Annotated in this window: 17 protein-coding genes; 8 read left to right on the top strand and 9 right to left on the bottom strand. The window is 43.1% G+C overall.

All coding sequences use genetic code 11. The annotated features are described in order from the left end of the window. Positions 1–5: 5 nt before the first annotated feature. Positions 6–896, bottom strand: coding sequence for an acyltransferase (locus ACXAD8_RS11360; RefSeq protein ID WP_475228534.1), 891 nt, complete (start codon positions 894–896; stop codon positions 6–8). Between the two features lie 48 nt (positions 897–944). Beyond that, complete coding sequence (locus ACXAD8_RS11355; protein ID WP_475228531.1) at positions 945–2,141, bottom strand: Nramp family divalent metal transporter; 1,197 nt, start codon at positions 2,139–2,141, stop codon at positions 945–947. Between the two features lie 200 nt (positions 2,142–2,341). Here ACXAD8_RS11355 and ACXAD8_RS11350 point away from each other — a divergent pair, with 200 nt between their 5' ends. From ACXAD8_RS11350 to ACXAD8_RS11335, 4 genes are all read left to right on the top strand, one after another. Then, a complete protein-coding gene (locus tag ACXAD8_RS11350; protein WP_475228528.1) occupies positions 2,342–3,040 on the top strand; it encodes a substrate-binding periplasmic protein in 699 nt (232 codons plus the stop codon). Positions 3,041–3,135: 95 nt separating this feature from the next. Continuing rightward, positions 3,136–3,684 carry a GbsR/MarR family transcriptional regulator gene (locus ACXAD8_RS11345; protein WP_475228526.1) on the top strand — a complete coding sequence of 183 codons (549 nt, stop codon included), beginning with the start codon at positions 3,136–3,138 and terminating at the stop codon, positions 3,682–3,684. 36 nt (positions 3,685–3,720) lie between these two features. After that, positions 3,721–5,088 (top strand): cytochrome ubiquinol oxidase subunit I, encoded by a 1,368-nt coding sequence (locus ACXAD8_RS11340; protein WP_475228523.1) that lies wholly within the window; start codon positions 3,721–3,723, stop codon positions 5,086–5,088. Then, the gene (locus ACXAD8_RS11335) at positions 5,085–6,083 is read left to right on the top strand and encodes a cytochrome d ubiquinol oxidase subunit II (protein WP_475228521.1); all 999 of its coding nucleotides are present in this window, start codon (positions 5,085–5,087) and stop codon (positions 6,081–6,083) included. The genes ACXAD8_RS11340 and ACXAD8_RS11335 overlap by 4 nt, the downstream gene beginning before the upstream one ends. A gap of 2 nt (positions 6,084–6,085) precedes the next feature. Here ACXAD8_RS11335 and ACXAD8_RS11330 read toward each other — a convergent pair whose 3' ends face one another. Beyond that, entirely contained in the window at positions 6,086–6,556 is a 471-nt protein-coding gene (locus tag ACXAD8_RS11330; RefSeq protein WP_475228518.1) for a cupin domain-containing protein, read from the bottom strand. Between the two features lie 105 nt (positions 6,557–6,661). Here ACXAD8_RS11330 and ACXAD8_RS11325 point away from each other — a divergent pair, with 105 nt between their 5' ends. Beyond that, entirely contained in the window at positions 6,662–7,234 is a 573-nt protein-coding gene (locus tag ACXAD8_RS11325) for a MiaE family protein (RefSeq protein ID WP_475228516.1), read from the top strand. Between the two features lie 10 nt (positions 7,235–7,244). Here ACXAD8_RS11325 and ACXAD8_RS11320 read toward each other — a convergent pair whose 3' ends face one another. Together ACXAD8_RS11320 and ACXAD8_RS11315 are read right to left on the bottom strand one after the other, a co-directional pair. Beyond that, positions 7,245–8,423: an O-fucosyltransferase family protein gene (locus tag ACXAD8_RS11320; RefSeq protein WP_475228513.1), complete on the bottom strand. Its 1,179-nt coding sequence runs from the start codon at positions 8,421–8,423 to the stop codon at positions 7,245–7,247. Between the two features lie 209 nt (positions 8,424–8,632). Further along, positions 8,633–9,874 (bottom strand): nucleotide sugar dehydrogenase, encoded by a 1,242-nt coding sequence (locus ACXAD8_RS11315; RefSeq protein WP_475228511.1) that lies wholly within the window; start codon positions 9,872–9,874, stop codon positions 8,633–8,635. A 281-nt stretch (positions 9,875–10,155) separates the two neighbouring features. Between ACXAD8_RS11315 and ACXAD8_RS11310 the strand changes: the two genes are divergently transcribed. Further along, positions 10,156–11,262 carry a nodulation protein NodZ gene (locus ACXAD8_RS11310; RefSeq protein WP_475228508.1) on the top strand — a complete coding sequence of 369 codons (1,107 nt, stop codon included), beginning with the start codon at positions 10,156–10,158 and terminating at the stop codon, positions 11,260–11,262. Between the two features lie 198 nt (positions 11,263–11,460). Further along, complete coding sequence (locus tag ACXAD8_RS11305) at positions 11,461–12,222, top strand: class I SAM-dependent methyltransferase (RefSeq protein ID WP_475228506.1); 762 nt, start codon at positions 11,461–11,463, stop codon at positions 12,220–12,222. 318 nt (positions 12,223–12,540) lie between these two features. Here the strand turns inward: ACXAD8_RS11305 and ACXAD8_RS11300 are convergent, their stop codons facing one another. The 4 genes from ACXAD8_RS11300 to ACXAD8_RS11285 all read right to left on the bottom strand — a co-directional run bounded on the left by ACXAD8_RS11300 (position 12,541) and on the right by ACXAD8_RS11285 (position 17,304). Continuing rightward, positions 12,541–13,563 (bottom strand): glycosyltransferase family 15 protein, encoded by a 1,023-nt coding sequence (locus ACXAD8_RS11300; RefSeq protein ID WP_475228503.1) that lies wholly within the window; start codon positions 13,561–13,563, stop codon positions 12,541–12,543. A 42-nt stretch (positions 13,564–13,605) separates the two neighbouring features. After that, a complete protein-coding gene (locus ACXAD8_RS11295; RefSeq protein ID WP_475228501.1) occupies positions 13,606–14,691 on the bottom strand; it encodes an O-fucosyltransferase family protein in 1,086 nt (361 codons plus the stop codon). 115 nt (positions 14,692–14,806) lie between these two features. Further along, positions 14,807–15,829, bottom strand: coding sequence for a glycosyltransferase family 15 protein (locus tag ACXAD8_RS11290; RefSeq protein ID WP_475228499.1), 1,023 nt, complete (start codon positions 15,827–15,829; stop codon positions 14,807–14,809). Between the two features lie 44 nt (positions 15,830–15,873). Next, entirely contained in the window at positions 15,874–17,304 is a 1,431-nt protein-coding gene (locus ACXAD8_RS11285; protein WP_475228497.1) for a GMC oxidoreductase, read from the bottom strand. 669 nt (positions 17,305–17,973) lie between these two features. Between ACXAD8_RS11285 and ACXAD8_RS11280 the strand changes: the two genes are divergently transcribed. Further along, positions 17,974–20,445, top strand: coding sequence for an STT3 domain-containing protein (locus ACXAD8_RS11280; RefSeq protein ID WP_475228495.1), 2,472 nt, complete (start codon positions 17,974–17,976; stop codon positions 20,443–20,445). The last annotated feature ends 10 nt before the right edge of the window (positions 20,446–20,455 follow it).

Genomic DNA, 20,455 nt, shown 5'->3' with positions numbered 1-20,455 from the left:
AGGCTTTATTGTCCATTTTTTAGTTCTTGTATTAGCTGGTCTTTTTTATGCCAACGCTGATTAAGCCAGGACTGAAACGCTGCTCTTTGCTCTGCATCGTCAAAGTAATTACTGGCGACAACACCTTGTTGTCGTAATTGCGGGATAGACAATGTTTCTACCCGCACCTGAATATGTTTTACCCGGCCACAGACAAAGTCCCAATAGTTTGGGGTGCCATCCGGATAATAAATGGTAACGTCCAACAGGACGTTGAGATTTTCCTGCATGGCTTCCAGTACAAATGCCATGCCGCCCGCTTTAGGTTTGAGCAAGTTGGCGAATTCCGATGCTTGCTTTTGATGTTTTTGCGGCGTAATTCGAGTACCTTCCACAAAATTCATAACACTAACCGGCTTGAACTTAAATTTCCTACACGCCGCTTTGGTGGACTCTAAATCTTTTCCCTTCATATGGGGGTGTTTTTCCAAAAATTTACGGCTGTAGCGGCGCATAAAGGGAAAATCCAGCGCCCACCAGGCCAGTCCCAAAAAAGGCACCCAAATCAGCTCTTTTTTCAGAAAAAACTTAAGAAATGGGATTTTACGGTTAAATATTCGTTGTAGTACCAAGATGTCTACCCAGGAGCGGTGGTTGGCAATCACCAGATACCACTCTTTCGGGTTGAGATTGCTTATCCCCTGAATGTCCCAACGGATATTGCTGAGCAGGGTTTGATTGAGATTATTGATGCTGATCCAATTGGATGCACAGCCATCCAGAATATAGGAAATAAAGGTTTGCCAGGGCTTAACGGGAAACAGCTTCAAAAATGACAAACCGAATATAGGAATAAACCAAAAGACAGTATTTACAAAGTAAATCGCTACTGAAAAACAACCAAGTATCTGACGCATTGTTTACCACTCAACCAAACGAGGCGACATAATACTGAATTTTAGGCTTTAGCTAAACAGGGAAATCACTTTGTACAGACCCAACCCGGTTACGAATAACACTATGCTGATCCCCAAAATATTTTGCCAGACAGAGTTGCGCCAATGACCCAATATCTTTGCATCATTGCAGAACCACAAAAGACACAAAGCAACAAAAGGCAGCAACAAGCCATTACTGGCTTGTGCCAACATGATGGCGGTTAAGGGTTTTAGAGATAAAAAACACAGTAAGGTGCCAATAGTGATAATACTTAACCAGATCAACCTGAAACGCGGAGACTGCAAGTTCACAGACCAACCCAGAGCACCACATAAGGCATAACTGGTGGCCAGTGGGGCAGTAATCGCACTGGTTAAGCCTGCCGCAAACAGACCTATTGCAAAAAAAGCCGGGGCAAAGTCACCCAGTAGTGGTCTTAATTGTTGCGCAATATTCGACATATCGGGAGTGAGCCCCTGACTAAACCAGGTGGCGGCAGCGGTGGATAAGATAGCAATGGTCACCAGACCACCCAACCCAATGGCTAATAAGCCATCCTTGCGCAACAGCTTAAGCCGTTGTTCTTGGCTTTGTTCCGATTGAAACTTCGCCGCCAGACTGGCGTGCAAAAACAGGTTGTAAGGTACAACGGTCGTGCCAATCAGGGCGATGGTGGTAATGGTGGCCGACGTGGGTAACGAGGGAATAAATAGCCCTGAAAACATGGCGCTGAGTTGAATGTCCGAGGCAAAAAAAGTGACTAAAAACACCACGCTCATCAATACCACTAAAAGGGTTAGTATCGTTAACAATGTCTGAAACTGACCCTGGTATAAAATGACCGCCGCGGTGACACCTAAAGCCAGACTCCATATGGGCAATTCGCCGCCCAATAGATTAGTCAAACCCATCGCAGCACCGGTCAGGTTGCCGGCCTCGTAGGCGGCATTTCCGATACCGATGGCACAAATAATCAGCGCTATCACTGACCATTTAACCACAGGATGAGTAAAGCGTTTGTTGAGGGCTTCCGCCAAACCCTCTCCGGTGGCAACACCCAGTCGCGCGGCCATTTCCTGCAGTACCATGGTGGCGACAATAGAAAACAGTACCGCCCACAGCAGGGCGTAACCAAAGTTTGCACCCGCCAGTGTAGCAGTGGTCACGGTTCCCGGACCGACAAAAGCGGCGGCAATTAAAAATCCTGGACCTGATTTGTTCATTATTATTTTGTCTCTTGTTCTGGGACTTCTGCTCCAGAGTAGAAGGGATTGTTGAATTAAGGAAGCCTTTAGCGCAACAAATGCGGGTTATTTGTTGCAGAGAAAATGATCCACTATGCTTAGAACTGCAGACTTTATCTTCTGTATCCGTTGCGCGGAGCTTAGACTGACTCTGCGATAACCACGCTCAATGGTGTGCTATGAAACTCTGGTTGCTTGTTTATTTTTTTGTGCCCGGTCTGTTCGCCTGTGACCTGTTGTTAAAGGTAGGAGGTGATCTCGAATGGCCTCCTTATTCCTATCTACAACAAATGGAGGTACGAGGTATCGATGTGCAGTCGGCAAGGGCAGTATTTGAAAAATCCGGGTATTGCGTCACTTTCGTCGATATGCCCTCGGTAGATAGGGGGATTGAAGAGCTACAGGAGGGTGATGTAGATGTGCTCATGGCTGCTAGTTACAATAATGTGCGTGCTGAAAAAGCATGGTTTAGCGCCCCTTATCGTCAGGAAACAGTGCGATTGTTTAGCCATACCAAGAGTCAAATCTCCGGGCCTGACATTACTGCGCTGTTTGAAAACGGCGCCACGTTTGCGGTAAATACTGGCAGTTTCGCCGGGGATGCCTTTGGTTTATTACAGGCACAATATGCGCAACAAATTGTGTATTTGTCCTCCACAGCACAACGATTGTTGATGTTGAATTCTGGCAGAATTGATTTCGTGGTGGAGGATCACCATGCTGGTTTAAACATTGCTGAAGAAAACCAGTTACTCAATATAAAAGCCACAGAACACATTGTTTATCAAAACCCCATTCACTTTATGCTCAGCCACAAACGCTTTACCCAACAACAGGTGACAGAGCTGAATCAACTGATTGAAGATTTAAAACTGTAATCTTTGCCATTCTTTCGCATGTTTTTCACGAATAAAGCTTGATTTAAATCAATTATATTTTAAACTTTCAGAAAATATTGAAACTTTAGAAAGTTGTGAACATGACACCGATCGTAGAATCCTTTGTATTACATTTTGGCGAAATGGGGAGCCGTTGGGGCTTTAATCGCACCGTAGGGCAAATGTACGCCTTGTTAGTCGTGAGTAAAGACCCTCTGACGGCAAATCAGTTGGCCGAAGAACTGAACATTTCTCGTGGCAATGTTTCTATGGGCATTAAAGAGCTGCAATCCTGGCAGCTGATTTGTACCAAACACATACCTGGTGATCGCAAAGAATATTATCAGGCGTTGGGCAGTATATGGGATATGGCCATGAAGGTGTTCGAAGAGCGCCGCAAACGGGAAGTGGACCCTACATTGTCTATGTTGCGTGGCGCATTGCTGCAAAAACCTGGAAATGAAACCGACGCCTATGCTCAGGAGAAACTACACGAAATTCACGATCTACTGGAAACTGTAACTACCTGGTCCCACGAACTGCAAAGCATGAACCCGGACAAGCTGAATACGCTAATGAAACTGGGTTCCGGCGTTGGAAAAGTATTGGACTTCAAAGAAAAGGTACTTAAAAAATCCAGTTAGAACCCGACAAAATTTAAGGCTATTAAGGAGCTGACCATGTTGGATGTCGTTCTGTTGTCACGTATTCAGTTTGCGCTGAATATCAGTTTTCACATTCTGTTTCCTACCATTACCATCGCACTTTGCTGGTTTTTATTGTACTTCAAAGTGCGCTTTGATTTGTCAGGACACCCGGTTTGGATGCGAATCTATCGATTCTGGGTAAAAGTCTTTGCGTTGACCTTTGCCCTTGGCGTGGTCAGTGGCATAACGATGTCATTTCAGTTTGGCACTAACTGGCCCGGTTATATGGAAACCGTCGGCAATATCGCTGGGCCTTTGCTCGGCTATGAAGTTATGACTGCCTTTTTCCTGGAAGCGACATTTCTGGGCATCATGCTGTTTGGTATGCACCGTGTTCCCCAGTGGTTGCACACCTTGTCTACGTTAATGGTGGCTGTGGGTACAACGCTTTCCGCTTTCTGGATTTTGGCCTTAAACAGCTGGATGCAAACCCCGGATGGCTTTGTCATGCAGGATGGCGTGGCGCATGCCACTGATTGGTGGGCGGTGATCTTTAATCCGTCATTTCCTTACCGGTTTTTCCATACTTTATTGGCTTCAGGCCTGACCGCCAGCTTCTTTATCATGGGGATTTCTGCTTATCGCATTTATCGCGGTGACGCTAAGCTGGCTCCTAAAATCGCCTTGAGGACGGCAGTCATCGCCGCTCTGATACTGACCCCTACGCAAATTCTGGTGGGCGATTTACACGGTCTGAACACTTTTAAGCATCAACCGCAAAAAGTGGCGGCGATGGAAGGCATATGGGAAACCGAAAAAGGCGCAGACATGTTGTTGTTTGCCATTCCTGATGAAGCGCAGCGAATCAATCATTTTGAAATTGCCATTCCCAAGCTGGCCAGCCTGATCCTGACTCATGATCCCGATGGTGAAGTAAAGGGGCTTAACGAATTTAAGGGGGCGCACCCACCCGTAAAGCCCGTGTTCTTTGGCTTTAGAGTTATGGTGGGCATGGGGATGTTGATGTTATTGACTGCGATCATTGGCAGTTGGTTACTGTATGTCCGAAAAACCGTGCCAAAACAGTTTCTGGTGCTGGCGGTAGCCATGACCTTCTCTGGCTGGATAGCCACATTAGCAGGTTGGTATGTGACAGAGATTGGCCGTCAACCCTGGCTGGTGACTGGCGTGCTATCAACGGCTGACGCTGCTACGCAAATTCCGGCGGGGAATGTGGCCTTGTCGCTGACCCTGTATGCGACTGTTTATCTGTTTTTGCTCATCGCTTATATAAAAACCCTGTTTCTGATGGCTCGTCGCTCAGTGGAGATAGAAGAGATCCAGCCTGAGGAGCGAGTTACACAGAAATCACTGCGCGTTGCTCAAGGAGTCAACTTATGATCCCCGATAGCCTGTTACCTGATATTTTTGCCGCGTTAATGGCGTTAGCCATCTTTATGTACGCCATTCTGGATGGCTACGACCTTGGCGTTGGTATGTTGTTACCCAAAGATAATGTGCATCAGCGGGATATTATGATTGCCTCTATTGGCCCTTTCTGGGATGCCAATGAAACCTGGTTAGTGCTGGCGGTGGGGCTGCTATTAATTGCCTTTCCGCAGGCACATAGCCTGATCCTAGGCGAACTGTATCTTCCCATAGTGGTGATGCTAATTGGTTTGATATTGCGCGGTGTGGCCTTTGACTTCAGAGCGAAGGTGCGTCAGGGGCGCAAAGAACGCTGGGATTTGATTTTTAAAATAGGTTCTTTTCTGGCAGCGGGCACCCAAGGCTTTATGTTGGGGCTCTATGTCATGGGTTTTGAACAGAGTATTGCAGCTTATGTGTTTGCATTGTTAAGCGCTACCGGCGTTATAGCTGCTTATTTGCTGATTGGTGCCTGCTGGTTAATCATGCGTACTGAAGATGAGTTGCAAGTGGCTTCTCTTGGATGGGCGCGTAAGTCCCTATACTTTTGTATGGCGGGGATTCTGGCGGTGTGCCTGGTAAACCCTCTGGTTAACGATAGTATATTCAACAAGTGGTTTGCCCTTGAGTCTGTTTTTGTACTGGCAATAGTGCCCACTATTGCACTTATTTCGATGCTGTTAATCTGGCGGGCATTAGGGGATGCCAGGGTGTTGCAAGACCAATTTTGCATACAACCGTTTGCCCTGGTGGTGCTGTTGTTTTTGTCATGTTTTGCGGGCCTGGCCTTCAGCTTCTATCCCTATGTGGTGCCGGGTGAAATGATCATTCAGGCAACGGCCAGTGCGCCGGAATCGCTACGGTTTATCTTGGTTGGCGCCATAATTGTTATGCCCTGTATTTTGGCTTACACCGCTTTTTCCTATCGGATATTTCGCGGCAAGGTAACAGAGCTTCGCTATTATTAACGCTAGATAAAGCTGCGGTAGTTTCCAGCGTGGGACTCAAATTCACTAAGGGTTTGAGCCTCGTCCTTGAGAAATACAAAATCCTTAAAATCAAAACCGGGAGCAACGGTGCAACCAACCAGGGTGTAGCTGCCGGTAGATTGGGCCGCCTGATAATGGCCGCCAGGGATAACATGGTGATAATGGCCATTATCTGCACCTAAATAAATCTCTTTGCACTGATCCTGATGAAGATCCAATAATAGCAGTGGTGCCCCCTCATAAAAATGCCAGATCTCATCGTGTAGTACCCTGTGAAAGCGGCTGATATCACCCTCGGTTAACAAAAAATAAATTTGGGTCACACTGTTGCGAGTTGCGCCGTTTACCGGTGAGTTAACTTCTGTGGCACAGCGGTAGGTTTCTTTGTACCAGCCACCCTCCGGATGAGGACTTAGCTGATACTTGGCAATGATTTCTTCGGTCTTGGACATGAGCTTTGGTTTTTTAGGGTTATCAGATGGCAGTAATGTAACTTTTGCTTTGCTTTTTCGCTATGTATAATTGCCGCTTTTTGGTAGTTGGATCCGCGCAGAAGTATGTTTGAATTAAAATACAAAACCCCTTTTCACTGGACAGAAGCAGTTCTGGCGGACTTTGATACTTTTCTGATTGATCACGCCGCGGCCGAAAAAAAGGCTTCAGGCATGGCGATGTCCATGCTGTCTCATTATCCGGATAAAGAAAAGTTGGTGAAAGCCATGGTAAATCTGTCTATTGAGGAAATGACCCATTTTCGCCAGGTGATCAAAATACTTTACGACAGAGGGCTTACCCCAGGTTCTGACACCAAAGACGAGTATGTGAATCAATTTCGTCAACATTTTCGCAAGGGTACAAACGAATATATGCTAGACCGATTGCTCATCGGCGGCATTATCGAAGCCCGAGGCTGCGAGCGCTTTGGCTTGGTGTCAGAAGCCTTACCCAAAGGTCCTATGAAAAACTTCTATCACGCCATTGCTGAATCAGAAGCCGACCATCAGGATTTATTTGTCGAGTTGGCAATGGAGTATTTCCCAGAGGCTACAGTGCAACAACGTCTTGAGGAATTACTCGAAGCGGAAGCAAAGATCATCGCGTCAATCCCGCATACTGCGGCGCTGCATTAAGGGACATTCGTTATTTTGCTGTGAGTTTTCTGCCTAAAAACTTGATAGCGCGCTGCACAAACAATATCAAGGGACTGTAGTAGGGGCGCAGTTTATATTGAACTTTTTGCAATATTGTTTGGGTGTTAGAATGGCTTTGCTGCGCAAGCAGGTCTTTGTTGTGCAGTAATTGCCAGGCGGGTTTAGTTTGGTGAACCAGCCCTCCATTCCAGCCCTTTCCGTAGTCTTGACCAAAAGCAAAGCGTTTATCGATAGAGAGGTCTATACAGGGTAAGTCTGCATTGATGTATAAGGCTATTTCACCGACAGCGGATGTGCCCTTAATTAAAAAGTGGCTACTGGATAATAACAACAGATCTATCAGAACGTCTTCCCCCTTTTTATGGGGTGATATATCCGTCAGATTAAACGGTACTACGTCATTGGTAGAACGGGCACTATCGTGTGAAACGATCAGCTCTCCATAGCGTTTTTCAAAAACACTTAAAAATTGCGCCTGATCGGTGGCGATAAATATTTTGGGGTTTGTTTGTTGCCCTAACCACTGATCAACATGAGCAAAATACTCATAAGGTGCTACTGGTGGCGCGTACATTAAATCCGTGCCGCGAATATGAAGGCCAAGGATTTGATGGCCGTTAAAGTATTGCTGTTTGAATTGTTCGACTTTGCTAACAATATCAGCTTTTACTTTAATGTATCTATAATAGGTATCATGTCCTTTTTTCCGCTGTTGTTGATACCATTCTGTAATATCATCGGGCGGGTTGTCCCGCCAGTCGGCAAAAGTATAACTGTATATGCTTTCAGGATGATGTTCGCAGATATGCAGCATTTCTTCGTCTTTGAGATTGTGTAAATCTTCAGAAGAAAACGAGATATTGGGGTCGTTACATACCTCGGTAATAAAATCGGAGTCAAAAGGAGGAATGATAGGCTCAAAAAATTGATGCCACATGTTAGCGCCATAACGCTTGTCGTAATAATGGCTTTTACAGCGCGCCGTGTAATTTACTACGGGCAATAGCTGATGGCGTTCGCAGTAGCGAATTTGATTTAGGGTTTGCAGTAGCATTGCCCCAAAACCGGCTCCTTGCAGATTCATTTGAATATCGTAAATGCCCTTGTACTTTTCAGCTAAAGCTGCAAACAAGGCGGCCTTTTTATCAATTTGAGGAGGATACTTCACGGCTATAATTCTACTATTGTTTTATGCGAATAACACTAAAGGCCTATATAATCAACCAAATGGCGTAGAAGATATCAGCTTAACTGGGCTAGTCCATAGTTTAATACTACTTATATGTCAGCCCTATGGCTGCCTCATGTGCACAGACGTCTCTTGTAAAACAGATTTAGATTTGTCGATTATCGAGTTTGTTTAAAGATAAACAGGCTCTATTGTTTACTGCCTAAAGTCACCACATTTATACCTGAAGCGTTTTTATCAACAATCCGCCATGGATCAATAACAATGGAACCTTTTGGGAATCCTATCGTCGCGTATACTGGGTGTCGGCAGCCAATAAGAAAAACATGAGGTTCTAATTTCGTTAAGTCTATTTGTTGCTCTTCAACATAGTGATCATAGAGTTGTACCTTGTGACCTCTGAGTTCTAGAATCGATCTCAGCAATATGGCAGCGCTACCCGTAGTTATGTTGGTTTGGGGTTTGTAGGCATAACCTAAAATGGCTTTGGGTAAATCATGTGAACACATTAAATCAGCTAGCCAAGCCGTTTGTTTCTCTCGCGCTTGCGTCATGCTACTGAAAAGATCGTAACTGAGTTCTAACTCGCCCGATAACCAAGACAAAGCAATATTATCTCGTGGATGACAGCCTCCACCATCACCCATACCGGCAGTCATATAAGCAGGGCTAATCAATCGTTTATTAGCCATCTTAAGTGTGTCAGTTACCTCATCAACATCAGCATTAGGGATTTTATGGCAAATTTCCATTAAGGTGTTGCTAAACGCCAGTTTCATGCCGATAAACGTGTTGTAGGCGACCTTGGTCAATTCGGCACTTTCAATCGTCACGCTGCGAATAGGTGAATCAGTAATAGTTTGATAAAAATGCATTAGCTTATTGTTCGCAACCTCATCGTCTCCACCAATCAAAACAAATTCAGGAAACAGGAAATCTCGAATGGTAGTGCCCATAGCGATAAACGAAGGATTATAGCAAATCTGCATTAAAGGATTTTCTATCTGAGCAATGATTCTGGCTACAGTTCCGGGCAGTACTGTTGAAACGATAACGATCAGTTTTTGTGTTCTGATAGATGCTGAAACTTGAGACATAGCCTCGGTTAGATATTCATAAGAAAAATCTCTAGGGCTTTCCTTAATCGGTGTAATCCCCTCAAACATAGATTCGTGAGGCGTCTGCACCGCTACAAAAATGATCTCTGACTTTTCAACTAAATCATCTAGTTGGACAAACTCGATCTGCGATTGACTAAGATCTTCATTGAGATCTAACTTGCTATCCAAACCGCGTTCAATTGTTTTCCGAGGCCTTACATTCATTTTATTTGGATCTGAGTCATAGCCTCGTACAATGTGTCCTTTGCTCTCAATAGCAATTGCTAAGGGCAATCCGAGTTTTCCGAGTCCAATAATCCCAATATTCATTTTTTGATTCTTTACATTGATGTTGTGGTGCCAAGTCTTAACAAAAAGTTAAATGCATTCCGGGGAGGCATTATTCTAATTAACGAAAGAAAAGCAAGGTGTTATTCATGCGCACATACAAGGTATTGTGCCCGGAGTTGTATGATGTAGTCGTTTCGAATAAAGTGGCGATATTCGATTACATGTTTTTTTGCTGGTGGATATAAAGTTAAATCACCTCATCTCTCTAATTCGTAGATCTGCCATCCAGCCTTCGTAACAAAGATGTCCTGCTTTAAATTATGAACAAAAAACTATCTCGCTATATAGAACAAGGGCGCTTCTCAAAGCACTCTCTCAGACGCTGGCTTCCTTTATTGAAAGATTACTATTTTTTAAAAAAAAGCAACGAAGAAATTCCGTGGACTCAAATAAAAGAACGAGCAAAACACGCCGCTTCAAGAATAGGCTCTGATTTCTTTTCAGCTACCAATAAGCATCAAAATTATCTTGAGATTCGCTTTGATTGCCATCCAGGATCTGCTTTTTTTGCTATTTATGTGATGGTTTTACAACAACTAAGATTTGCTGAATGTCATGGGTTGATTCCGATCATCAACGTAGACTATCGCCACAATTACTATTTCGATACGGAAAAAAATATCAACTTCTGGGAGAACTATTTTGAGCCTATTGCAGGCCGAAGTAGCACAGAGTTAAAAGAGTTACATAAGAATGACCCGAAGAGCGTTACCTTTTTAGATCCGGAACTTCAGAAAAACTTATATTTAGGTGAAGGTGATGACATACCAACCGAATTTAATGAAAGAACTCAGCTTTGGTGGCAGCGTCAACGCCGCATGGGTGCTGAGTTAACTGCAAAGTACGTCAGAATCAGGCCTGAAATATTGGATGAAATGGAACATTTTTACTCTAGCCACATGAAGGGGAAAAGGGTCATAGGAGTGCACCTTCGGGGAACGGAAAAACTGGTGAAGCACGACGGCACATTTCATGATACAGACCCATTTTTTCTCGTGATCAATCAACCTTCGGAGTATTTTCCTGTGGTAGACCGCTACCTGGCAGAATATCCAGATAGTTTGATATTTGTTGCCACCGATCAAGCTCATTTCGTTGACGAGTTTAAAGAGCGATATGGTGAGCGAGTACTCTGCACCTCCGCTTATCGTTCAAACGATGAGCAAGGCGTTTTTAAACGCTCCGGTAAAGGCTATCGTTCAGGAGTAGAAGTTTTGGTTGATTGCTTGTTGTTGTCCAAATGTAACTTCCTTGTGAAATGCCAATCTAATGTTGGGGAAGTGGCGGTATTATTTAATCCGGATATCCCAGTGATTGACTTGACGTACCCCGCTGAGTTGCAAAAGGCGCAATGGGGACTCGATTAAAGAAGTTAAGTAGAAACTTTGAAAGCGTGATAGTTGTAAATATATAGGTCAATTTAACAGTTACGGGTTTCATAAGCCGCTTTTCAAAGAGGTGATGATAGATAAAGGTTTTGATATAACTCAAGAATTCTGATTGAATATATCATTCATGTAAAATATGCTCTCTAACTTGAGGCGCTGAGATAAAAAGGTTTTTTTGTGCTAACTCGAGTTAATAGAATAGCCAAGAATATTTTCAGAAAGCTGGGGCTAGAAATATCTTTCGCCGCCAATCCGATACACAGTTTCCACACAACCCGCTATTTGAGGCACAACTCACGTAGGTTGGAACACTTAGCAAGTTTAAGAATCTCGGTCGCTGGTAAAACTGTGTTGGAAGTGGGAGCTGGAGTAGGGGACCACTCCCATTATTATATCGACAGAGGGTGTGATGTGACTATTACTGAAGTGAGGGCAAAAACACTCAGCTTCTTAAAAAGTCGTTATCCCCAACACAAAGTTTTGTTTCTCGATATGGAATCTCCGTCGAGTGTTGAAGGTTTTCCTTTTGACGTCGTCCATTGTTATGGTCTCCTTTACCACTTAAAAAACCCAAAACAAGCCTTGTCTTTTCTCAGCCAACAAACCAAAGAAATCTTATTCTTGGAAACGTGCGTTTCATTCGGTGAAGCGGAAATTATTCAACTCACCAAAGAACCTCAACACGATCCCACTGAAGCCTATTCTGGAATAGGTTGTCGACCTACGAGGACATGGCTTTACAATGAACTTCGAGATCTTTTTGAATACGTCTACGTTCCTAAAACTCAACCTTACCATGAGGAATTTCCGGTCGATTGGGAGAATCCTGAGAAACATCAGCACGAATTACAGAGAGCAATTTTTATTGCATCACGAAAAAAATTAGACAATCCATTGCTCACTACGTCTTTGGTTCTTCATCAAACTAGATTTATATAACGCTATTAATTTGAACCATATTCCTCAGTCACACCGATGCTTGCTCTGGCTGAATATTATTAAATTGAACTGACTGCTATTGATTCACTTATTTGTTAGCTTATTTATCAATATTGGATTTAGGCTTAACTGTAATAATTCTATTTATGTATTTGTTGAACTTTGTGGTAATGGTAAATGGGATTATTTTTAACTACTAAGTTTGCACGAGTAAGTTCCAACTAACACTGTAAATACCAGAAATGCTTGTGTTATGTTTTTCAATGATATTGACTGGGATAGCTTTCTACAGAGCGAGCAAAAATCGGTGCTGCGGTTTCAGTAAGTTTTATCAATGTCAAAAACCGCCTTGCCATAACGCTGTTCAAATGCTTTAACGGAAGTCGCTTTCTCATCCATATTACCACGCCATATACCGCCATATTTTAATTTACCTTTGAGAATCGTAGCGTGCTCGTATGTCCAGTCTTCAAATTTGTGTACTTTCTGTTTATCCATGAATATTTGCACCGCAGTGGATTGCAGTATCAGATCGTTCCAGCGATAGATATGATTGGCACCCATTTGATCGAAGTGATGCAAGAAATGCTGGACTTGCTCACTTTTCCAAAATGAAATTTTAGAAATGAAAAAATTGTTGAAATAACCCCAGTTGTCATATTTCCCCGCCTTGCGCAGGTTATTCTTCAATAGTGGCCAACGGTAGGACAGCAGCTGATAAAAGCGATTGAGAAGGCCATATTTTATACTGGGTGGCCAGACATGATCCGAGAAAAATGTTGGTGTTATATTAAATTCGTTGATGTATGAGTGTAGCGCCCCACTAAATCCTTCGGTTAATCTATGAGGTTCTTGCGAGTCAACGCGATAACCGTATTCAAGTTCATTTTCTTCCATATAAGCGAATAGATCATAATCTATGGGTGAATGCAGAATGGAATCATCGTCAAATCGGCATACCCAGTCGTAGCCTTGTGAGCTTAATATATCGAAAACCTGTAGTGTATAGAAGCGACACATGTGGCGATGGCCCAGCCCCCACTCACCATAGGCTTTGCCTGCTGATGAAACCCAGACATCAGGCACTTTTGACTTATCCAGAAATTCGGGGATCTTGAATTCAATTTCCTGGAACGAAATCTCAGGTCGTCCCTTGGCGATGTCCACCTGGTCCTGATGACTAAAATCACCCTCGTGAAAAATAATAATGGATTGCCGAAATTTTTGATTATAGTTTTCGTACAGTTTGTCCAGGCTGATTTCCAACATACTACGAGAGTCTCTGCCCCATTGAGGGTCTTTTTGAGTATTTTGTGCCAGGTAGACGAATGTGGGATTCATATTATGCGGGATCTCTATTTAGTTTGATTAAGCGAGTGAATACTAACTTTCTTTTAAAAAGGCTTGCCATTTTTGAAAACGTATTTTCCGCCGACGTGTTAGCCGTTCCTGTAGTTTTTGCATTGCCCTTATCAATACTCGGGGAGTCACAGACATATTGCTCAAACGCGATTTCCAATTTGGGCGATGAGTATTGATATGAGGCATATCAGGCTCACTGAGTAGTACAGTGCGAGCCAAACTAGCTCCGTTGTGTATCAGGACATCACAGCGCCTTAACAATAAATAGTCCACGACGGCCTCCGCACCGTTTTCAACTGCGTTACTAGCGCTGTTCGCTACGTAGGACGGCATTAGCGCACCAGTGGGGCCTTTCCCCGCAGCAGGTCCATCGTTATGCATTATTTTGGAATAACATAACACATCATCGCCGTATTCTGCTTTAATTGCATCGAGGCTGTGTTTGGAGTCTGTAGCTACGAAGACTTTTGCATCAGGACTTTTTTGCTTTTCGATTGCAATTTGCTGTAAATAACGTTCAATAACTAGCGAATTCTTGCGGAACAATCGAGGTTCAGCACATGAAATAGCATCTGTTCCTCTGATATGTAACCCGATAATCTTCTTATTTTCAAAATGGTGCTCAGCGAAATCGGAAACGCGTTCCAATAAAACTTTTCTTGGACGAATAAATTCTTGTATTAGTCGTGCACAAGTGTGCCTTAGCCATTGGTCTGGATCACGCCATTCAAAGGGGATTTGCAAGCAGTCGTTCCTCAATTCAGAGTGGTCGCCGAAATTGCTACTCAGGTAAAAATCTGACCTATAGCTTATCCCAATTGAATCTGGCCTTGTAGGGAATTCACAGGCGAATTCTCTAACCTCCTTTGGAAGAGTATCGGTGTCCCACCTGGCAACTAAAGGTTCGAAATAGTACTCCCAAACATTATTTTTGCCGTAATACCCTTCAGGAACCCAATAACAACAATGCTTTGCAAAATATACCACTGGGATTTTTCGAGCATTTAGTGCCCTTGGAATGTTGGCTATGACTTGCTGAATTAGTGAGAATAACCCCGCGTCTCTCTCAACTATGACAAAAAAGCGTTTCATTAAATTAAAGCCCAAGATTGTTGCTGTTCGTGTGTGTTTATCAGGTTCTTATTTTTGTTTACATTATTCTCGTATCAAATAAGTAAGCGCCTTGGAGCCTGCTTTTTCTATATCTTCGTTATGCTGCATGTTACTCGCTGGCAATGAGTTTTCCGTATTTTTTTTTGAAGGATTTTACAGCTTCGCAGTCAGTATCATTTGATCCGGGAAATATTCCTCCCCACTCTAGTTTGCCTTTTTTAATCGTGGCATGTTCGTAAGTAAAGTCTTTGAAATGGTGGATTCTACTTTCATCCATAAAAATCTGTATGGCAGCAGTTTGCACTATATGATCAGTCCATCGATATTTATAGGTTCCGCCCACTCTGTCAAAGTAACCCAAAAAGGACTGCACTTCAGGTTGTAGCCAGAATCCAATACGCGTGATTAGGAAGTTGTTGTAATACGTTTGCCTGTTCCATTCAGAAGCGGCTGGCCAATTATTTAGATCGTGATTTAGTTTTTCTGACAGCCTGTCGATGCTATTTGTGAATAGTTTTTTAACACGCCCTTTGAACGAGAAATGCTCGTTGTTTACCACTATTGATTTATCAAACTGCTCAAAAAACGACACGGGCTTGATGCGCTCTGCTTTTATATAGGCCAGTACCATTTCCGAGAAGCCGTAAGTTGGACGCAACGGTTCTTTGAGTATTGCTCTGTAGCCGTAATCATATTCATTGGCAGCCATAAATTCGAACAAATTATAGTCAATTCTGGAGTGGATAAATGAATCGTCATCCAAGCGCATAAACCAGTCATAACCCAGCTCAGCGAGGATATGAAAAATACTATAATAGAAAAATCGAGCCATATGTCGGTGACCGAACCCATATGTACCACCCCACTTTTCTGGAATTTCCGATGGATTCAGGAAGGAAGGGAGCTCAAATTGAATCTCTTGAAATTGAATTTCTTGTCGTCCTTTTTTGACTGCTTCCTGGCTTTTTGAGTCAAAATCGCCCTCGTGAAAAATTAAAATATCTTCTCGAAATGTGTCATTATAATTTTTATATAACAGGTCGAGGCTTTTCTCTAACATGGCTCGCGAATCGCGGCCATATTGAGGATCTTTTGGTGTGTTTTGAGCGAGGTAGACAATACAGGTTTTCATGTAAGCTTGGAATTTGACCGTTACTTGTGAGAATTATGGGTTAATCAGGCAGTGGTTCTTATCCTTTGGTGAAGATGATCGCTGAGCCTTAATGCGAGTTGCACAATAGTATAAGTCGGATTTGAAACCCCTGCACTTGAAAACACGCTGCTCCCACCTAAAAACAGGTTGTCTAAACCGAATACTTTACAATTCTTGTCTACCACACCTGTTGCAGGAGAGTCGCTCATTCTCGTCGTACTCATTGGATGACTCATGCCAGTAATGTAGTCAATGGGTCTGGGCATGTTGCTATCCATTATGTGGTCAAAAACCTGCATTCGCCCAACATCGTAGGTTGCCAGAGCGGTGGCAAATTCAATGGCCGCGACACGTAAAGAATGTCTATCTAATTCAGATTCTTGCCAGTGCAATGCAATTTGTCTTAATCCAAGGCTATCTTTTTTCTCGGATAGGGTTACCCGATTATTTTTGTCGCAGGATTGTTGCAGAACTACATTAACAATTGACTTGCCTTCATCTGAGAAGTTTCCTGCTAACAAACCCCACACCTTTTCTAAAAACGATGTGTCTTGGAATAGTCTTTGGGGCACAATACTTATTAGAAAGCTAAGACATTGTTGAGAAAACATAAAATCATCATTTACCAGGTAAAAAAGCTCTTTCTGTGGGTTTTCTCTTAATACTGCCTGCCCGACTGGTACTGCGATATGTTCACTAAAATATCGGCCTACTTGATCGTTTTGATTCCCTACTCCATGCTTGAGTTGCTTGTCAGAAAGTAGCAAAACTCTGGCATTTTCGAGGGCACCACAACACACTGCAAAATTATTTGCTCTGATTTGGTGCTCGGTGTTGTTTTTGTATGTTCTGGTAATAAAAGAATCTACGGAATCCAGTGCAGCCTTTAAGTGGATATCTACAAGGTTTAGATTTAAATAAAGATCGATATTTGAATCGTTGCGCACTCTATCATAGTACTTAGTGCCAAATCTTGTTGGAGGGCTTTGACGAAAACCCGGTTTTATGAGTTCAAAATTAGTGGTTTTGCCGTAAAACATATCCTGTTGGGATACTGGCGCTGCAAGATCTAAGATTTTTGCAGTCTGCGCTGCATATTTGTCGAGATCAGATTTGCTGATAGGCCATTCATTCAGTGGGTGATAAGATAAAGGTTCAAAATCTCGTGCATCTAATGGCCTGGTTTCGCCTCCCCAATGGTTCGACGTGCCGCCCAGATAGCGAAGTCGGGAAGTGGATAAGGGATAATGCAGCTTATGAATTTGACCTTCATATAGATCTTGTCTCGATTCGCTCGCGGCAACTCCTCCGGCCTCAATGAGCGCAACCTTGTAGCCCTGATCTGCCAGTGAAATGGCTAAGGTCAATCCCGCAGGCCCGGTTCCACAAATGCAAACATCGTAATGTTTACGTATTGACGGAACCAAATTTTCTTTCATGGCGTCGATTATCATGTATCACCATTGATGTGTTGTTAGACCAGATAGGGTGTGTTTGATTTTGAGTAAACTACTAGCTCGGATTTTTTATGGCAGTTCTATCTGTTACTGCAAGGGCTCTTTAAATCTTCAGGGCGGAGAAAACAGTTATTGATGACAATGAGTTCGTTATTATGTTCTTTTGCCTGCAACGTCCGCCCGTAGGCACTCAATCCCAGCAATGATACACACCCTAATAAAAACCGTCGTCGTGTGAGGGGCAGCATTTTTTTATATATTTCAAAGAGTTTAATGTTTGAACTCTACTATTAATAACAAGGTATGTCTATTGTTCAGCTGCTACATTGATATGTGAACTCTCAGCTCGAACGACTGAGAATGCTGCGATTGTTAAGGATAGACACCTTGGGTATATACATGGGAGTAAGGAATTTCGTTTTTGCAAAAAGTTTTAACTTAGACTCTGTTGAAATTTGTTTTTGTGCTGTTGATAAAGTGCATCGATACTTTTTCCTGGTTGGCTCTTGATGGTGTCAATTGAAACCTGATATCTTGACTAAAATAGTCCCGGTACCCTGCTCGAGTAACATTAGATATCTTTCACCTTTCGCACGGTTACTTCCTTGTTAACCAAGGAAAACGCATTTTAATAGTAAAAATAAACTGTCTGGGTTTCTCATCGCTATGAACGAATTAGTGCACTTTCGGAACAAAAAAGTAACAAAATTAATGAGCTTTATGGCTCTATTGTTTCTTCTTTTTGCTGTTTTTGGCACTCGTATCTGGCCTGCGTATGATTATATTTTTTCCGATGTGAGCCAGATAAAATTGCTTGGTGTGGATTCGTTGTTTCACCTTCGCCATGCAAAGTACACTTTGGAAAGTTATCCCGAGATTCAGCGATTAGACGTAGGTGCAAGCTACCCGGAAGCCCGTCCAAATGAGGCCACAGGCTTATTAGGTTTAACAATCTCTACTGCCGCTCTGTTGATTTTTGGGAAGGGCGCGTCGTTGAACGACATCGCGCTCGTGGCAAGCTGGTTTACACCGATTTTATCGGTGCTCGCCTGTTTATTGATATTTTTACTTGTTAGGCAACTCGCTAATACTCGCATTGCACTTTTGGCTGCACTGTTATTTTTTCTTTATCCCGGAAAATCTCTTGATCGCTCTGTACTTGGATTTGTGGATCATCACGCAGCGGAATATTGCTTATCATTGGCCATTGCGTTGGGCCTTGTGTGTTTGTTGAATAAAGTCAATGAACAATCAGCGCGAGTGCTGTGGAAAAAGGCAATAATCGCCTCGCTCCCCTTAATTTTGTTATTTCACACATGGCAGGGGGCTGCTTTACCCTTTTTTATTGTGATGGTAACACTGTTAGTTTGCTGGAACTTTACCGTGATTACTCGGGGTGATATTACAGCAGTGACAAGAGCGAGTGCTCGTTACGGTATTGTCTTATTGTTGGCGGTTTTCCTGACTAAGCGTGAAACGCTGTTAATTATTGGGGCATCGGTATTGATAGTCGGTGCCTGCGCTTACATGCGAATTTTTCAAACTCTGACAAATGACTTGGTGGCGAAAGTTGTTTCTATTTGCATCTCGGTGTTTGCGTTTATTGGTGCGGCGTCTTTGGCTTACTTTACGGAGCTGGGGAGGTTTTTGTCTAATTTGGTATTTAGTCCGTCGGTAAACCTAATACACGAAGAAAAAGCGGTGTCGCTCACTACGTTCTTAACACAGTTTGGTGTTGTTGGAGTACTGGCTATTTCGGCATTTTTATTAATTCCGATGTTGGTTAAACAGCGTCAAACCTCAGTAGCTGCGCTTGTGCCTTTAGTGTTGGGAGGACTTTGGCTTGTAATATGGTGGAGTTCCGGTGATTTTGACTATCTCGTGCCAGCATTCGTTGCTGTCAATGCAGCGCTTGTGGTTTATTCGCTAAGATTAATATTGATTCCACGAATATTACCTTTTTACATTTTTAACAATACTATTTCCAGAATGGGGGGGTACACCCTTGGTATTGGGATGTTGGTTTTACCCATTTACCCTTTAAACATTGTTTCGTTGCCTTGGGTTGAGCAGTCAAAGTTGAATGCGATGACCATCTATTCCAACGACTGGTACAGTTCTTTGGCATGGCTCAAACAAAATACTCCACAACCTGCCAGAACGCCGTTAAAAAATGTTACTGGCTCAGAGCATTTTGAGGACAGGGATTTGCAAGATTATGGCGTTATGGTCGCATGGGATTATGGTAATTTAGTGGCATCACACGGCAATCGCATTCCGGTTTGGAGTGGTCTCCCATCCAAGTATATCCCCCGGTGGTTGCTGGCCCAAAGCGAGCAAGAATCTTTGGAAGTGCTGTCAGAGCGATTTACCAATGAGCGTGCCATTCGTTATGTGATTGTAGACAAGGATACCTATGGTCCACTTATTCATGCGAAGTCGAAGTTTACCGATAAACCGATTGAGGCAGTCAGGCACGGGGAGATCAATGTCAATGGTAAGCAAGTTCCTTATATTACCCTGGATAACACCCATAAAAATTCCATGATCGCCCGCTTGTATGCAAATGATGGCAGCGAGCTGAGCCATTATCGAATGGTTTATGAGAGTTCAGAGCAAACTTATAGTGCCGGTTTTTTGCAACTTTTCGGTACTGGAGATGAGGTTAGTTACACATTCGTTCCTAAAACATTTCCGATAGGTACGCCTGAAGAGCTTCAACGTTATCAACAATGGACTAAGGTGAATGTTGTCGATACGGGTAACGGTTATCTTTATAATGGTCAAATACATTCAACCATTAAAATATTCGAAATTGTTAAGGGCACAATTATTAAAGGTCAGGCTGGCCCCGGGGATCAGATTCAGGCGAGGCTTTCCCTTCGTAGTAAAACCACAGGTCGACAATTTATGTTCAATCGGACAGCGACAGCCGATGGGCAGGGTAATTTTGAATTTGCAGTGCCATACTCCACAGAACAAACACTATCCGACAGTGATATTATTGCTGAAGGTGACTACCAGTTGTGGGTTCGTTCTAAAGGAGCTGATAACTTTTCGCTAAAAGCCACAATGACTGTACCTGAACCTTCGTTTAAAGACAGACAACTCTTATTCACTCCAGGATTAAATCAATGACGCATCAACA

Source organism: Planctobacterium sp. AWH2_060 (assembly GCF_056158425.1).
Note: the sequence above shows the minus strand (reverse complement) of the source record. Positions and strands in the feature narration are given on the sequence as shown.